The 14,505-nt window shown below is 67.7% G+C and carries 13 protein-coding genes; 4 read left to right on the top strand and 9 right to left on the bottom strand.

Going from position 1 to position 14,505, the window contains the following annotated elements; translation table 11 throughout:
- Positions 1 to 59: 59 nt before the first annotated feature.
- Both ACWHMB_RS09245 and ACWHMB_RS09250 read left to right on the top strand, forming a co-directional pair.
- Entirely contained in the window at positions 60 to 1,229 is a 1,170-nt protein-coding gene (locus ACWHMB_RS09245; RefSeq protein WP_377479177.1) for an MFS transporter, read from the top strand.
- A gap of 141 nt (positions 1,230 to 1,370) precedes the next feature.
- Positions 1,371 to 2,258 carry a SphA family protein gene (locus tag ACWHMB_RS09250; RefSeq protein ID WP_377479180.1) on the top strand — a complete coding sequence of 296 codons (888 nt, stop codon included), beginning with the start codon at positions 1,371 to 1,373 and terminating at the stop codon, positions 2,256 to 2,258.
- 231 nt (positions 2,259 to 2,489) lie between these two features.
- Here ACWHMB_RS09250 and ACWHMB_RS09255 read toward each other — a convergent pair whose 3' ends face one another.
- Positions 2,490 to 3,134 (bottom strand): LON peptidase substrate-binding domain-containing protein, encoded by a 645-nt coding sequence (locus ACWHMB_RS09255; protein WP_377479183.1) that lies wholly within the window; start codon positions 3,132 to 3,134, stop codon positions 2,490 to 2,492.
- Positions 3,135 to 3,211: 77 nt separating this feature from the next.
- Here ACWHMB_RS09255 and ACWHMB_RS09260 point away from each other — a divergent pair, with 77 nt between their 5' ends.
- Positions 3,212 to 3,781: a YggT family protein gene (locus ACWHMB_RS09260; RefSeq protein ID WP_377479185.1), complete on the top strand. Its 570-nt coding sequence runs from the start codon at positions 3,212 to 3,214 to the stop codon at positions 3,779 to 3,781.
- 28 nt (positions 3,782 to 3,809) lie between these two features.
- Here the strand turns inward: ACWHMB_RS09260 and accD are convergent, their stop codons facing one another.
- The 7 genes from accD to asd all read right to left on the bottom strand — a co-directional run bounded on the left by accD (position 3,810) and on the right by asd (position 12,453).
- On the bottom strand, positions 3,810 to 4,682 hold the full coding sequence (gene accD, locus ACWHMB_RS09265; protein ID WP_377479187.1) for an acetyl-CoA carboxylase, carboxyltransferase subunit beta: 873 nt from the start codon (positions 4,680 to 4,682) through the stop codon (positions 3,810 to 3,812).
- 26 nt (positions 4,683 to 4,708) lie between these two features.
- Positions 4,709 to 5,518 carry a tryptophan synthase subunit alpha gene (gene trpA / locus ACWHMB_RS09270; RefSeq protein WP_377479190.1) on the bottom strand — a complete coding sequence of 270 codons (810 nt, stop codon included), beginning with the start codon at positions 5,516 to 5,518 and terminating at the stop codon, positions 4,709 to 4,711.
- Positions 5,515 to 6,762, bottom strand: a complete 1,248-nt coding sequence (gene trpB / locus ACWHMB_RS09275) for a tryptophan synthase subunit beta (protein WP_377479193.1) — start codon at positions 6,760 to 6,762, stop codon at positions 5,515 to 5,517. Before trpB ends, trpA begins: the two co-directional genes overlap by 4 nt.
- Positions 6,759 to 7,568: a phosphoribosylanthranilate isomerase gene (locus ACWHMB_RS09280; RefSeq protein WP_377479242.1), complete on the bottom strand. Its 810-nt coding sequence runs from the start codon at positions 7,566 to 7,568 to the stop codon at positions 6,759 to 6,761. Before ACWHMB_RS09280 ends, trpB begins: the two co-directional genes overlap by 4 nt.
- Positions 7,565 to 8,350, bottom strand: coding sequence for a tRNA pseudouridine(38-40) synthase TruA (truA, locus tag ACWHMB_RS09285; RefSeq protein ID WP_377479195.1), 786 nt, complete (start codon positions 8,348 to 8,350; stop codon positions 7,565 to 7,567). Before truA ends, ACWHMB_RS09280 begins: the two co-directional genes overlap by 4 nt.
- 105 nt (positions 8,351 to 8,455) lie before the next feature.
- Positions 8,456 to 11,140 (bottom strand): FimV/HubP family polar landmark protein, encoded by a 2,685-nt coding sequence (locus ACWHMB_RS09290; RefSeq protein ID WP_377479198.1) that lies wholly within the window; start codon positions 11,138 to 11,140, stop codon positions 8,456 to 8,458.
- A gap of 182 nt (positions 11,141 to 11,322) precedes the next feature.
- Positions 11,323 to 12,453, bottom strand: coding sequence for an aspartate-semialdehyde dehydrogenase (gene asd / locus ACWHMB_RS09295; protein WP_377479201.1), 1,131 nt, complete (start codon positions 12,451 to 12,453; stop codon positions 11,323 to 11,325).
- Positions 12,454 to 12,738: 285 nt separating this feature from the next.
- Between asd and ACWHMB_RS09300 the strand changes: the two genes are divergently transcribed.
- Positions 12,739 to 13,356, top strand: coding sequence for a TMEM175 family protein (locus tag ACWHMB_RS09300; RefSeq protein ID WP_293221488.1), 618 nt, complete (start codon positions 12,739 to 12,741; stop codon positions 13,354 to 13,356).
- Between the two features lie 22 nt (positions 13,357 to 13,378).
- On the opposite strand, the gene leuB is transcribed toward ACWHMB_RS09300, so the two are convergent.
- Positions 13,379 to 14,449, bottom strand: a complete 1,071-nt coding sequence (gene leuB / locus ACWHMB_RS09305) for a 3-isopropylmalate dehydrogenase (RefSeq protein ID WP_377479205.1) — start codon at positions 14,447 to 14,449, stop codon at positions 13,379 to 13,381.
- Positions 14,450 to 14,505: the final 56 nt, after the last annotated feature.

The raw sequence follows: 14,505 nt of genomic DNA on the forward strand, positions 1-14,505 counted from the left end.
CGCCGGCCCCGTCAGTAGCCCGATCTCAACCCAGTGCCTAGCCTTCAAAGAAACACACCATGACAAAAATCGACAGTTTTCGCGGGCGTGCCGTGCTCATGCTCTCGCACGTGGCAGGCATGGTCGACATGGTGGCCCTGCCGCTGTGGGTCGGCACCCTGGTGCAGCACTACAAGTTCGATCCGCAGCAGGCCGGTGGTCTGGTCACGCTGTTCCTGATGGCGGTGGCGCTGACCAGCGTGACGCTCGCGCCTCGATTCGATCGCCTGCCCCGGCGCTGGATGGCGACGCTGGGCTATGTCCTTACGGCCGTGGCCTTCTTCGCGGCATCGAAGCAGGTTGCGTTTCCGATCCTGGCTGTGCTGCACTTTGTTGCCGGGGTTGGCGTCGGGTGCGGCCTCACCTTCACCCATGGCGTCATTGGTCGAAGCAGCAATCCGCATCGGCTGTTTGCGCTGGTTCAGTTTGCAGTCGGTGTGTTTGGGATTCTCTTCTTCGGCGCCGTTCCCAAGATCATTGCCGCTCATGGCGGCCATGCACTGTTTTTGGTCTTCTTCGTCTTGATGGTCATCGCAGTCGTCGCGTCGGCCCTGTTCTTTCCGCCTGGGGAAGCGCGCTCGGTGGATAGGCAAGCGCATCACAGCACGTCGAAGATCCCAGGTGCCGCATGGCTTGCCATCGTCACCGTCGTGCTGCTGACTCTCAACCAGGCCATGATGTTCAGCTACGTCGAGCGCATTGGCGTAGACCATGGATTTGGCCAGGAGCGCGCCAACATGGTGCTCATCGCGGTGGGCTTCGCCAACTTGTTCCCCGCCGTAATTGCGGCTGCCCTGCAAAAGAAGGTCAGCCCGCGCACGGTGGGCATGGCCGCACCCATTCTCCAAGGGGCGTTGGCGCTGACGATCACTCAGTCACAAAACTTCGGGGTGTACGCCGCAGCGACCAGCGTCTATGTGTTCGTGATGATCTTCAGCCATGTCTTTCTTTTTGGATTGATCGCCAGGCTGGATCCCAGCGGCAGGGCTGTTGCATCGACTCCGGCCATGGTGATGGCCGGCTCTGCCATCGGGCCGTTTCTCAGTGGCACGCTGGTTGTCGCGTTCGGCTACAGCGCCATCGGCTACGCCGTCGCCGCGATTGGCCTGGTTGCGCTGTTGTGCGTGTCTCGCATCAAGTTGGTCGCCAGTCCCGCGGACGATCCGATGAAGCACGCCGTTTTACTCTGACTCGAGAACCTGTCCGTGTCGGCGTCCGACGCGCCCGGCCAAGCCAAGCGCTACCGGCGGGTCTCGAAAGCTGTTCGTCTACGCCCCTCAGGGCGTTTCTACGCCCCTCAGGGCATTCAACTCGGAAGACTGGAGACAAGCATGAACTCATCCGCCAAATTTCTGGCCGCCAGCCTGTTGGCCCTGGCTGGTGCCGCCCACGCCACCGAAGGTGGCGGCTCGACCTACGCCAACGGCAGCGAGAATTTCATGGCGGGCGCCGGGGCGCCGCCCGGCGTCTACGGCCTGATCTATGCGAACCACTACTCGGCCGACCGGATGAACGATTCGAGAGGAAACAGCATGGGCATCCCGGGATTCAAGGTCCAGGCCACTGCCATCGTGCCCCGTCTGGTGTGGGTGCCAGGCGTCAAGGTCCTGGGCGGTGACCTGGCCACGCATGCGCTGCTGCCACTCGTGAATCTGAAAGTCAGCGCGATGGGCGCCAGCCAGAGCAAGTCCGGTGTGGGTGACATGACGATCGGTGTCGGTATCGGGTACACCCACAGTCCGCAGTTTCACAGCGCCGTGGCGCTGGATCTCACCCTCCCCACGGGGGGGTACAACAAGAACGACATGGCCAACATCGGGCGCAACTATGCGTCGATCGAGCCGTTGTATCTATTGAATTATGTGGACCCCAAGGGTTTCAACGGCGACCTGCGCATCGGCTACCTCTTCAACCAGCGCAACAAGGACACCGACTACACGTCGGGCCAGGAGTTCCACTTCGACTATGCCGCAGGCTGGGGTCTGGGCAACGGCTGGACGCTCGGGGTCGGTGGTTACTACCGCCAGCAGACCCGCTTGGACCGACAGGCCGGTGTGAGCTTGGCCGACAGCAAGACCAGCGGCATGGCGATCGGGCCAAGCCTCAAGTACGACGGCGGCAAGGGCTGGTTCATGACCGCCAAGTGGCAATTCGAGCGCAACGTCAAGAACGGCACGCAAGGTAACGCTCTGTGGATCAAGGCCGTGTTTCCGCTTTGAGTCGGCCGCATCGGGCAGCGAGTCATCACAAGCAAAAGAGGAGTGAGACATGGAGCAATCGGTTTCAAGGAGCGGCATGGCCGTCCTGGTCGGCTGGCTGTGCCTTGGTGGCCGATTGCTCTTGCTTGGTTACCGACTTGTTGGCTCGCAACGGTAAGGCAGTCTGATTTTGCGGTCGATTCGACCAATTCCCGGTGCCGATAAAGCGCGAGAAGCTATCAAATTAATAGTTCACGCCGAGGGGCCGGAGTCGATTCCCGCGCGCTCCAGCAGGTCGGCCACCAGTTCGAGCCGCAGCAGGGGGCTGTCGATGCCCAGCAGGCGCTGGCGGGCGGCGGTGGGCAGGGGCAGCCGCTCGCACCAGCGGTTGGCCACCCAGCCGCAGTCGTCGAAGCGCTCGTCGCCGTCCGACGCGGGCGCGCCGGTGGCGTGCAGATGCGCACGCGGATCGGCCAGCAGCCGGCGCAGGGCCTCGGCCACGGAGCGCAGGTCGTCCGGTACGGCCATGGGCGTGTCGCGCGCCAGCAGGCTCACGTCGGCCACCCACAGGCCGTGCTTGAGCAGGCTCGGCCGCTCGATGCGAAAGCCATCGCCGCCCACGCATTCGATCAGCAGCAGGCCGGGCCGGGGCTGCTCCAGGCGCCGGATGTGCGCCAGCGTACCGATGGAGGCCAACTGCTCGGGCGGCGCGCCGGCCGCGCGCACTTCGCGCCCCTGGGCCAGCGCCACGACGCCGAAGGGCGCGCCGGCGCGCTGGCACCGGCCCACCATGTCGAGGTAGCGCGGCTCGAACACCTGCAGCGGCAGCACGCCGTCCGGAAACAGCACGGTGTCGAGCGGAAACAGGGGCAGGGCGGTCAAGGTGAGGGCGGTCATGGGCGTGGTGTCGGGGCGCGGGTGGGGGCCGCTATCATCGTACGCATGTTCCAACCCAACCCGATGTCCGCACCCGCATGCTGTTCGAGATCCTAACCTTCCTGGTCGAAGTGGCCGTCACCCTGGTCGGCGCGGCCTGCCTGCTGCGGCTGGCCATGCGCTGGCGCCGCATGTCCTTCGCCAACCCGGTGGGGCGCTTCGTGCAGGCCCTGTCGGACTGGCTGGTGCTGCCGCTGCAGCGCCTGCTGCCCGCGGGCGGGCACCTGGACGTGGCCAGCCTGCTGGCGGTGTGGCTGCTCAAGCTGGTGCAGTACGCCATGCTGATGAGCCTGCTGGCCAGCCAGCGCTGGAGTGTGCTGCCGGTGCTGGCGCTGCTGGGGGTGGGCAAGCTGGCGGTGTCGGTGGGCACGGCCATCGTCATCGTCGCGGCCGTGATGTCATGGATGCAGAACCGCACCCTGCTGACCGACGTGCTGGAGCGCCTGGCCGAGCCCATGCTGGCGCCGCTGCGCCGCGTGATCCCGCTGGTCGGCGGAATCGATCTGTCGCCCCTGCTGGCTGTCGTCGTGCTGCAGGTGCTGGGCATCGTCATCGGCTCGCTGCAGGCGGGGCTGCTGGGCAATGCAGTGATGATGGGGGCGGCGTGACTTTGCGCGCGCGCCGGCGGGTCGCGAGTTACTCCACTGCATCCGCCGGCTGACGCTGCAGCATGGCCAGGATGCTGGCGACCTTGTCGCGCAGCTCGCGCCGGTCGCAGATGAAGTCGACCGCGCCCTTGTCCTGCAGGAACTCGGCGCGCTGAAAGCCTTCGGGCAGTTTGACGCGCACGGTGTTCTCGATCACGCGCGGGCCGGCAAAGCCGATCAGGGCCTTGGGCTCGGCAATGACCACGTCGCCCACGAAGGCGAAGCCGGCCGAGACGCCGCCCATGGTGGGGTCGGTCAGCACGCTGATGTAGGGCAGACCCTTCTTGGCCAGGCGGGTGAGGGCGGCGTTGGTCTTGGCCATCTGCATCAGGCTCATCAGGCCCTCCTGCATGCGCGCGCCGCCGGTGGCGGTAAAGCAGATGAAGGGCACCTTCTGCTCGATGGCGGTGTGCACGCCGCGCGCAAAGCGCTCGCCCACCACGCTGCCCATGCTGCCGCCCATGAAGTCGAACTCGAAGGCGGCGGCCACCACGCTGATGCTCTTGACGGCGCCGCCCATCACCACCAGCGCGTCGGTTTCGCCGGTGTTTTCCATTGCTTCCTTGATGCGCTCGGGGTACTTGCGGCTGTCCTTGAACTTGAGCGCGTCGACCGGCACCACCTCTTGCCCGATCTCGTAGCGGCCTTCGCCGTCGAGAAAGACGTTCAGCCGCTCGCGCGCGCCGATGCGGTGGTGGTGGCCGCAGTGCGGGCAGACGTTCTGGTTCTGCTCCAGGTCGGTCTTGTACAGCACCGTGTCGCACTCGGGGCACTTGATCCACAGGCCCTCGGGCATCTGCCGGCGCTCGGCGGCGTCGCTGGGTTGGATCTTGGGGGGCAGCAGTTTTTCAAGCCAGCTCATGTTGGGTTCCTTTGGGGGTGGCGCGCTCAGGCGTCGAGGGCGGCGCGGATCGGGCGCAAAAAGTCGGCGGCGGCGGCGGCCACGCGCTCGTGCGGCTGCTGCTCGATCTGCTGGATCAGCCGGCTGCCGATGACCACGGCGTCGGCGACCCGGCCGATGGCGCGGGCGGTCTCGGCATCGCGGATGCCGAAACCCACGCCGACGGGGATGTGCACGTGCTGGCGAATGCGCGGCAGCATGGCGCCCACCTCGTCGGTGTTGAGCGCGCCCGAGCCGGTGACGCCCTTGAGCGACACGTAGTACACGTAGCCGCTGGCCACCTGGGCCACCTGCTGCATGCGCTCGTCGGTGGAGGTGGGGGCCAGCAGAAAGATCAGGTCCATGCCCGCGGCCTTGAGCGCGGCGGAGAACTCGGCGCATTCCTCGGGCGGATAGTCCACCACCAGCACGCCGTCCACGCCGGCGGCGGATGCATCGCGCACGAAGGCGCCTTCGCCATGCTGCTGCTCGTAGCGCTCGATGGGGTTGGCGTAACCCATCAGCACCACGGGGATGGTCTGGTCCTTGGCGCGAAAGGCCTTGACCATTGCCAGCACCTGCGTCAGGCCGATGCCCAGCGCCAGCGCACGATCGCCCGCCTTCTGGATCACGGGGCCGTCGGCGCTGGGGTCGGAGAAGGGCACGCCCAGCTCGATGATGTCGGCGCCGGCGGCGACCATGCCGTGCATCAGCGCGGGCGTGATGTCGGCATAGGGAAAGCCGGCGGTGACGTAGGGCACCAGCGCCTTGCGGCCCTGGGCCTTGAGGGTGTCGAAGGTGGCGGTGATGCGGCTCATGCCTTGGCCCCCTTCACCACGTGGCCGCGCATCGAGGGGCGGTCGTAGAAGTCGGCACCCTGAAGGTCGGCCACGGTGCCGATGTCCTTGTCGCCCCGGCCCGACAGGCACACCAGGATGGACTGGTCGGGCCGCATGGTGGGCGCCAGCTTGAGCGCGTGGGCAAAGGCGTGGCTGGATTCGAGCGCGGGGATGATGCCCTCGACGCGGCACAGGTGATGAAAGGCGGCCAGCGCCTCGGCATCGGTCGCGCCCACGTATTCGGCGCGGCCGCTGTCCTTCAGCCAGGCGTGCTCGGGGCCGACGCCGGGGTAGTCCAGGCCGGCGCTGATGCTGTGCGTTTCGGTGATCTGGCCGTTGGCGTCCTGCAGGATGTAGGTGCGGTTGCCGTGCAGCACGCCGGGGCTGCCGCGCTCCAGGCTGGCCGAATGGTGGCCAGAGTCCAGGCCTTCGCCCGCGGCCTCGACGCCGATCAGACGCACCTGCTCGTGCGGGATGTAGGGGTAGAAGATGCCCATGGCGTTGCTGCCGCCGCCCACGCAGGCCAGCACCGCGTCGGGCTGCTGGCCGGCCAGCTCGGGCATCTGCGTCAGGCATTCGGTGCCGATCACGCTCTGGAAGTCGCGCACCATCATCGGGTAGGGGTGCGGGCCGGCCACGGTGCCGATGATGTAGAAGGTGTTGTCCACGTTGGCCACCCAGTCGCGCATGGCCTCGTTCAGCGCATCCTTCAAGGTCTTGCTGCCGCTGTCGACCGGGGCCACGGTGGCGCCCAGCAGCTTCATGCGGTAGACGTTGGGGCTTTGGCGCTTGATGTCCTCGCTGCCCATGTAGACCACGCATTCCAAGCCATAGCGCGCGCAGATGGTGGCGGTGGCCACGCCGTGCTGGCCGGCGCCGGTTTCGGCAATGATGCGCGGCTTGCCCATGCGCTTGGCGAGCATGGCCTGGCCGATGACGTTGTTGATCTTGTGCGCGCCGGTGTGATTGAGGTCCTCGCGCTTGAGGTAGATCTGCGCGCCCCCCAGTTCGCGGCTGGTACGCGCGGCGTGGTAGATGGGCGAGGGGCGGCCGACGTAATGCGCCAGCTCGTACCTGAATTCACTCAGGAAGTCCGGGTCGTGCTGGTATTTGGCGTAGGCGTCTTTCAGCTCGTTGATGGCGTAGGTGAGCGTCTCGCTCACGAAGCTGCCGCCGTAGCGGCCGAAGTGCCCGCTGGCGTCGGGCTGGTGATAGTCGATCATGGGGTGTTCAATCCTGCAAAGTGCGCATCGCTCGCGCGCACGGCGGCGACGAAACGCATGATTTTTTCGGCGTCCTTGATGCCCTTGAGCGTGCTGCCCCCAGGGCCATCGGCTTCGACGCCGGACGAGACGTCAACCGCGAGCGAATGCCCGCGGCCGCGCAGCGCCGCAAGACCTGCGCTCACGTTTGCAGGTGTGAGCCCACCAGACAAGACGAGGTGAGCGGGAACGTTTGGTGGCAGGCGTGACCAATCGAATGTCTTTCCGCCGCCGCCGTAGCCATCGACCTGGGCATCCAGCAAGAGGGCCTGGGCGGCGCTGTAATCGTGGGCAAATTTTACCAAGTCGAAGCCGCTGGCGGCGTCGACCGGCATGCGCGCCGCGCGCCAGAAGGGGCAATGGGCGCGCTGCGCGGCCGCGGCGCACGCCTGGGGTGTTTCATCACCATGAAATTGCAAGATGGACGGCGTCAGCAGGGCGGTGGCAGCTTCTATTTCTATAGCGCTTGCGTTGACGAACAGCAGCACCGGCGTCACCAGCGGCGGCAGGCGCCGCGCCAATTCGGCCGCCCGCTGCGGCGTGACGTGACGTGGGCTCTTGGCGTAGAGCACGAAGCCCACCGCGTCGACGCCGGCAGCCACGGCGGCATCCACGTCCTGCTCGCGCGTCAGGCCGCAGATCTTGATGCGGGTGCGGGGACCGGCACGTGTGGCCGCGCCGCCGCCGGGCCACCCCAAGGCGGCGCGAGCCCCCTCGGGGGGCAGCGAACCACGCGCAGCGGGGAGCGTGGGGGCGTGATTTTTCATGGCAGCCAATCATAGGCTGCGGTGCGCGTCGGCAGGCCCCAGTGCTCGGCGTACACCGGCCCGCGAAAGTACAGGCCGTCGGGCGCGAAGGTGGGCGCGGCGGCGTCGCGGTCGCGCGCCTGCAGCACCTCGCCCAGCCAGTCGGGCGGGTGCAGGCCTTGGCCGACCTGGATCAGGCAGCCCATGATGTTGCGGATCATGTGGTGCAGGAAGGCGTTGGCCTCGAAATCGAAGCGCCAGTAGGCACCGCGCTGCTCGATGACGATGGGGGCGAGTTGCTTGACGGGCGACAGCGCCTGGCACAGGCTGGCGCGAAAGGAGCTGAAGTCGTGCTCGCCTTCGAGATGGGCCGCAGCCGTGCGCATCGCCGGGCCGTCGAGCGGGCGAAAGCTCCAACCCACGCGCGCGGCGTCCAGGCTGGGGCGCACCGGGGACTGCAGGACGATGTAGGTGTAGCGGCGGGCGAGGGCGCTGGCGCGGGCATGGAAGGCATCGGGTACTGCTTGCGCCCACTGCACGGCGATGTCGGGCGGCAGGTAGCGATTGGTGCCGCGCACCCACGAAAACGGCTCGCGCTGCAGCGTGGTGTCGAAGTGCACCACCTGCATCAGGCCATGCACCCCGGCGTCGGTGCGGCCCGCGCACAGGGTGTGCAGGGGCTGGGTGGCAAATTGCAGCAGGGCGCGCTCCAGCCGGTCCTGTACGGTCTGGCCGGACGGCTGACTTTGCCAGCCGTGGTAGCGGGTGCCGGCAAAGCTGAGCCCCAGGGCAATTCGGGTCATGGGCGGATTGTGGCGCGCCAGGCCCACTTAAAAACCCTCAGCAAAAAAACCGGCGCCTCGCGGGCGCCGGCTGGCGTGAGGCCTGTGGGACCCAGAGCCTGCGGATCAGAGCTCCGTCAAAAAGCGCTCGGCGCGAACCTTGAGCGCGCCCGTGGCCTCGGCCACGACCTCGGACGCCAGGGTGCGCGCACCGTCGATGTCGCCGATGGCACGGAACTCCTGCGCCAGCGACAGCTTGGTGGACAGCGGGTTGTCGTCGGCATCATCGGGCTGCTCGGTCTTGATGTCGCCCGAGCGCGAGTCGGGGTCGACGGACAGCGCATCCATGTCGAACTCGATCATGCCGGAGTTGGATTTTGGCGAGGCAGCCAAGGGCGCGGCCGCCAGCGCGGGCGCCGGTGCGGACGTGGCGGCCAATTCGGACGGCGGGGCAAAGTCCATGCCAAGGTCCAGGTCGACGAACTCGCTGTCGGCCTTGACCGGAGCGGGCGTGTCCAGAGCCTGGCGGGCCGACGTCGGCACGCTGTCGGCCGCAGCGGCCACGGCGCCAATGGCGGCTCCCGTAGCCGCCGTCACGGCCGCGGCGCCCAGCCCGGCGGGCGTGCTGTGCTTGGGCGCGGCCTGGCGCACCGATTCGCCCAGGTCGAGGTTCAGGTCGAGTGGCGGGCGGCCGGTGGACGTGGCTTCATCCTTGTCCTTGCCCAGAATGACCTGTGCCGTCTGCGGCTCGGTGTCGGCGCCGAACTGGCGGCGGGCGCTGGCCGGCGCCACCTTGGGCACCGGCATGCCGCCGGGCTTGTACAAGGGGTTATTGGGGTCCAACTCGGCACCCAGGCTGGCAATGGCTTGCCAGTCGGGGCCGTCGCCTTGCGTGAGCGTATGGGCCTCGGTGGCCAGCGCCTCGAGCGCGCGGGCATCGCGGCGCTTGGCATAAATCTCGGCCAGCTTGCGGTGCACCGAGATGCGGCCGGGGTGGGTGAGCAGGGCTTCCTTGAGGATTTCCTCGGCCTGCATGTCGCGGCCGTAGGCCAGGTAGACGTCGGCCTCGGCCACCGGGTCCACGTCGCCCGCGGCGTCGAGCTGGCTGGGCGAATAGGCCATGGACGAGGAGCCGCCGCTGGCACGCTCCTTGGTGTCGACCTGCTGGCCGCCGCTGCCGCCGAAGAACGAGTCGGGCTGCAGGCGGCTTTCGATGAATTCGCTGTCGCGTGCGGCGTCCTTTTGCTTGCGCTGGCGGGCGCGGTAGATGCCCAGGCCGGCCAGCAGCGCGATCAGGCCGGCGCCTGCCATGGGCAGCAGGGGGTTGTCCGTCAGGCCGTCGAGGAAGGAAGGCTCTGCCGCCGGGGCCGGCGCGGGTGCAGCAACCGCGGGCGCGGGCGCGGGTGCGGTGGCGGCGGCGACGGTGGCCGATGCCACGTCTGCGGGCGTCGATGCCGCCGCGGCCGCCGTCTCGGCCGTGGCAGCCGCGCTGGCGTCGGGGGCCGGCGCTACAGCGCTGGTTTCGGTGGAGGTGGTGCTTGCCGCAGCGGCCGTCGCGGCGGAGGCGGCCGTCGCAGCCGCGGTGGCACCGGCAGCCAGAGGAACGTTCACGCCCGGGGCCTCGCTGCTGGCGGCCGCTGCCGCAGGTGTTGGGGCGGGAGCGCTTGTCGCGGGAGCGCTGGCCGTGCTGGTCAGGTCCTTGAGCGCGCTGATGTTGCGCTTGAGCTCGGCTTCGCGGTCGGCCTGTTCTTGCGCCTGGCGCGAGAGCGCCGCGGTGGTTTCGGCCCCGCCCGGCGCGCCGCCCTTGCTGATCTTCAGTTGGTCGGGGGTGGGCGCTGGCGCCTTGCGGTCGCTCACCTGCGCCTGCACGCTGCCGCTGGCCGTCTGGCCTCCGCTGGCCTCATTGGGTTGCGCCGGCGCCGCCTTGGCCACGGCGTGGCGATAGGCCTGAAAGTCTTTGCTTTGCGCCACCACGGCCCTGCGCGCGGCTTGGCGCGGGGTGGCCCGGGCTTGCTCGGCGCTGGGCATTTGCAGCACGGCGCCGGCCTTGATGAGGTTGACGTTGCCGCGGATGAAGGCGTCGGGATTGGCCTGCAGCAGGGCAACCATCATCTGGTCGAGCGACACGCCGTCGATGGCGTGGGCGCCGGCAATGCGCGAGAGGGTGTCGCCTCGCTGGATGGTGATCTGCTCGCCGCCGGCTGTGGTTGCCGTGCGCTCGGGTCGGGGTGCGGCTCTGGGCGCGGGCGTGGCGCTGGGACGTGGCGTGGTCTGTTCGGCGACGGCGGGACGTGCGGGCGCCGGGGCCTGAGGCTGGGTCGCCACCACCGCCGGCAAGGCCTCACGGTCCGGCGGATCGAGCAGCAAGGTGTAGTCGCGCACGACGCGGCCATTGGCCCAACTGGCCTCGATGAGAACGCCGACGTAGGGCTCGTTGATCGGCCGGCTGCCGATGATGCGCAAATAGGCCTGGCCGTTGGCGCGGCGCTGCAGCGTGACACGCGCACCGGCCAGCGCTGGGCTGTATTCCACGCCGGCGGCGCGGAACGCCTGCGGCGTGCCTACGCTGGCCTGCAGGGTGGAAGCTTCTTCGGACGAAATCTGCGGAATTTCGACGTCGGCCCGCAGGGGCTCGCCGAGTGCCGAACGCACCGAGACGGCGCCCAGGGCGAGCGCCTGGGCATCCAGGCTGGCGCCCAGAAGGGCCAGTGCGACGGCCGAGGCCAGAGCGGCTTTTCGGATGAGTGGCTGACGCGCGGTGGCGGCCAGCTCGGGCAATCCCTCATGGCTCTGGACGATGGTCTTGTGCATGGCTTTTGAGTGTGGGGCAGGGGCGTCCTGCCAATACCGACTTGGAAATCGACGTTAACATCAACGTATTGGACTGACAAGCTGAGACGCCTGTTAAGTCCTGACACATGTACAAAGTTTGGCCGCATGTGCGGCCAATGTTGTCTGCTCACAACGACCCAGTCTGCCGGGCCGAAAGACGCTCAGCGCTCCAGCAGGATGCGCAGCATGCGGCGCAGCGGTTCGGCCGCGCCCCACAGCAGCTGGTCGCCCACCGTAAAGGCGCCCAGGTACTCGGGGCCCATGGCCAGCTTGCGGATGCGGCCGACCGGGATGCTCATGGTGCCGGTCACGGCCACCGGCGTCAAATCCTTGAGCGTGGCTTCCTTGGTGTTGGGCACCACCTTCACCCAGTCGTTGTCGGCCGCGATCATGGCCTCGATGTCGGCCACCGGCACGTCCTTCTTGAGCTTGAAGGTCAGCGCCTGGCTGTGGCAGCGCATGGCACCCACGCGCACGCAAAAACCATCGACCGGAATCGCCGGCGTGCCGAAGCCTTCGCCCTGGCCCATGATCTTGTTGGTTTCGGCCATGCCCTTCCACTCTTCCTTGGACATGCCGTCGCCCAGGTCCTTGTCGATCCAGGGGATCAGGCTGCCGCCCAGCGGCACGCCGAAGTTGGCGGTCTCGGTGGCCGACAGGGCGCGCTGCCTGCCGATCACCTTGCGGTCGATCTCCAGGATGGCGCTCTTGGGGTCATCGAGCAGGTTCGCCACCTCGGCGTTCAGCGTGCCGTACTGCGTCAGCAGTTCACGCATGTGCTGCGCGCCACCGCCGCTGGCCGCCTGGTAGGTCTGCGTGTTCATCCATTCGACCAGGCCGGCCTTGTACAGCGCGCCCACGCCCATCAGCATGCAGCTGACGGTGCAGTTGCCGCCGATCCAGTTGTTGCCGCCCTTGGCCAGCGCATTCTTGATGACCGGCATGTTGACCGGATCGAGAATGATGACGGCGTCGTCCTTCATGCGCAACGCGCTGGCGGCGTCGATCCAGTGGCCCTTCCAGCCCGCGGCGCGCAGCTTGGGGAACACCTCGTTGGTGTAGTCGCCGCCCTGGCAGGTCACGATGATGTCGCAGCGCGCCAGTTGCCGGATGTCGTGCGCGTCCGCCAGCTTCTTTTCGTTCTTGGCCATCGCGGGCGCCGCGCCGCCGGCGTTGGAGGTGGAGAAGAACAGGGGCTCGATCAAGTCGAAGTCCTTTTCCTCCTGCATGCGATCCATGAGGACGGAGCCGACCATGCCGCGCCAGCCGACCAAACCAACCAAACTGCTCATTTTCTAGCCCTTTACAAGTGAAAAACCGGTCAACGGCCACACTGCTCGCCCGGCTCGTCTGGCCAGGAAGGGCGCACGACGAGCCAGGGCTGGATCAGCCGGTCGTCTTTTTGGTGATGATTGCGCACGCCGCCACGCCAGCCGAGGCGGCGGCGGTGTTCTGGAGGAACGATTCGGCGGCGAACATGGGGAGATATTGTACCGGAGTCCGGCCCTGCACCGCTGGTTTTCGGGCGCCTGGCGGCCATCCTCGGCTACAGTTGCCGCTTGCCCTGCGAGCCCCTCATGCCCTCCACCTTGCTGATGCCCAAGAGCCGCCTCGAAGCCCTGTCGGACGGCGTCTACGCCGTGGCCTTGACGCTGCTGGCGCTTGACCTCAAGCTGGTGGCCTTGCCCGAGGCCAGCAACGCAAGCCTGGGCGCCGAGCTGGAAAACCTGCTGCCCAAGGCGCTGATCTGGCTGCTGGCCTTTTGGGTGACGGCGCTGTTCTGGCTGGCGCAAAGCCGCGCGCTGCGCCAGTACGACGAGCTGGACAAGCCGGCCATGACGATCGAGCTGACGCAGCTGGCCCTGATCACCCTGCTGCCCTTCACCTGCAGCCTGATGGCCGAGCACGGCGACCTGGGCACGGCGGCGCTGGTCTACAGCCTGCACCTGACCCTGTTGGCCCTGCTGTCCTGGTTGCGCATCGCACGCCTGCTGCGCACGCCTGCGTTGCGCAGCGCTGACGGCTTCGACGAGCCGGCCGCGCGGTGGCAACTGCAGCGCGCCGCGGTGGTGGTGCTGTGCGCGCTGGTCACCGTGGCGCTGGCCTGGTGGCTGCCGGCCTGGAACATGCTGGCCATGCTCGGCATCGCGCTGCACCGGCGCGCCCGCGCTATGCCCGGGGCCGCCCGGGCATAGCGCGGGCAGCGGGGCTTTGGGTTCAGCCCAGCGCCTGCACCACCGCATCACCCATCTGCACCGTGCCGACCTTGGTCGTGCCTGCGCTGTGGATGTCGGGCGTGCGCAGGCCCTGCGCCAGCACCTTCTTGACGGCGGCCTCGATGCGGTCGGCGGCCGCGGGCTGATTGAGCGAAAAGCGCAGCATCATCGCCGCGCTCAGGATGGTGGCCAGCGGGTTGGCCACGCCCTGGCCCGCGATGTCGGGGGCGCTGCCGTGGCTGGGCTCGTACAGGCCCTGCTTCTTGTCGTTGAGCGATGCGGAAGGCAGCATGCCGATGGAGCCGGTCAGCATGGAGGCCTCGTCGCTCAGGATGTCGCCGAACATGTTGCCGGTGACGATGACGTCGAAGGCCTTGGGCGCCTTGACCAGCTGCATGGCGGCGTTGTCGACGTACATGTGCTGCAGCTCGACGTCGGGATAGTCCTTGTGCGTCTCGATCACCACGTCCTTCCAGAACTGGAAGGTTTCCAGCACGTTGGCCTTGTCCACGCTGGTGACCTTCTTGCCACGCTTGCGCGCGGCTTCGAAGGCCACGCGGGCGATGCGCTCGATCTCGGGGCGCGTGTAGCGCATGGTGTCGAAGGCTTCCTCGGCACCCGGAAAGTGCCCGTCGGCGGCGCTGCGGCGACCGCGCGGCTGGCCGAAGTAGATGTCGCCCGTCAGTTCGCGGATGATGAGGATGTCCAGGCCCGCGACCAGTTCGGGCTTGAGGCTGGAGGCGCCCACCAGCTGCTCGTAGCAGATGGCGGGACGGAAGTTGGCGAACAGGCCCAGGTGCTTGCGCAGGCCGAGGATGGCCTGCTCGGGGCGCAGGGGGCGGTCGAGCTGGTCGTACTTCCAGTCGCCGACGGCGCCGAACAGGATGGCGTCGGCGCTCTTGGCCAGAGTCAGCGTGGATTCGGGCAGCGGGTGGCCCGCGGCCTCGTAGGCGGCGCCGCCGACGGGGGCGGTTTCCAGCTCGAACTTCAAGTCCAGGGCCTTCAGGACCTTGACGGCCTCGGCGACGATTTCGGGGCCGATGCCGTCACCCGGGAGAACTGCAATTTTCATGACTCGGACACTATTTTATTAATAGCTGCTTGCGCTTTCTGCAAGCGGGCTGGAGG

It is taken from the genome of Ottowia pentelensis (genome assembly GCF_964341695.1).

What these genes read in the sequence shown, in the direction of transcription:
- truA (WP_377479195.1), bottom strand. Translation starts at nt 8,350, where the DNA reads ATGACCCGAATTGCCCTGGGGCTCAGCTTTGCCGGCACCCGCTACCAC.
- asd (WP_377479201.1), bottom strand. Translation starts at nt 12,453, where the DNA reads ATGAGCAGTTTGGTTGGTTTGGTCGGCTGGCGCGGCATGGTCGGCTCC.
- trpA (WP_377479190.1), bottom strand. Translation starts at nt 5,518, where the DNA reads ATGAGCCGCATCACCGCCACCTTCGACACCCTCAAGGCCCAGGGCCGC.
- leuB (WP_377479205.1), bottom strand. Translation starts at nt 14,449, where the DNA reads ATGAAAATTGCAGTTCTCCCGGGTGACGGCATCGGCCCCGAAATCGTC.
- ACWHMB_RS09245 (WP_377479177.1), top strand. Translation starts at nt 60, where the DNA reads ATGACAAAAATCGACAGTTTTCGCGGGCGTGCCGTGCTCATGCTCTCG.
- ACWHMB_RS09260 (WP_377479185.1), top strand. Translation starts at nt 3,212, where the DNA reads ATGCTGTTCGAGATCCTAACCTTCCTGGTCGAAGTGGCCGTCACCCTG.
- ACWHMB_RS09255 (WP_377479183.1), bottom strand. Translation starts at nt 3,134, where the DNA reads ATGACCGCCCTCACCTTGACCGCCCTGCCCCTGTTTCCGCTCGACACC.
- accD (WP_377479187.1), bottom strand. Translation starts at nt 4,682, where the DNA reads ATGAGCTGGCTTGAAAAACTGCTGCCCCCCAAGATCCAACCCAGCGAC.
- ACWHMB_RS09280 (WP_377479242.1), bottom strand. Translation starts at nt 7,568, where the DNA reads ATGAAAAATCACGCCCCCACGCTCCCCGCTGCGCGTGGTTCGCTGCCC.
- ACWHMB_RS09290 (WP_377479198.1), bottom strand. Translation starts at nt 11,140, where the DNA reads ATGCACAAGACCATCGTCCAGAGCCATGAGGGATTGCCCGAGCTGGCC.
- trpB (WP_377479193.1), bottom strand. Translation starts at nt 6,762, where the DNA reads ATGATCGACTATCACCAGCCCGACGCCAGCGGGCACTTCGGCCGCTAC.
- ACWHMB_RS09250 (WP_377479180.1), top strand. Translation starts at nt 1,371, where the DNA reads ATGAACTCATCCGCCAAATTTCTGGCCGCCAGCCTGTTGGCCCTGGCT.
- ACWHMB_RS09300 (WP_293221488.1), top strand. Translation starts at nt 12,739, where the DNA reads ATGCCCTCCACCTTGCTGATGCCCAAGAGCCGCCTCGAAGCCCTGTCG.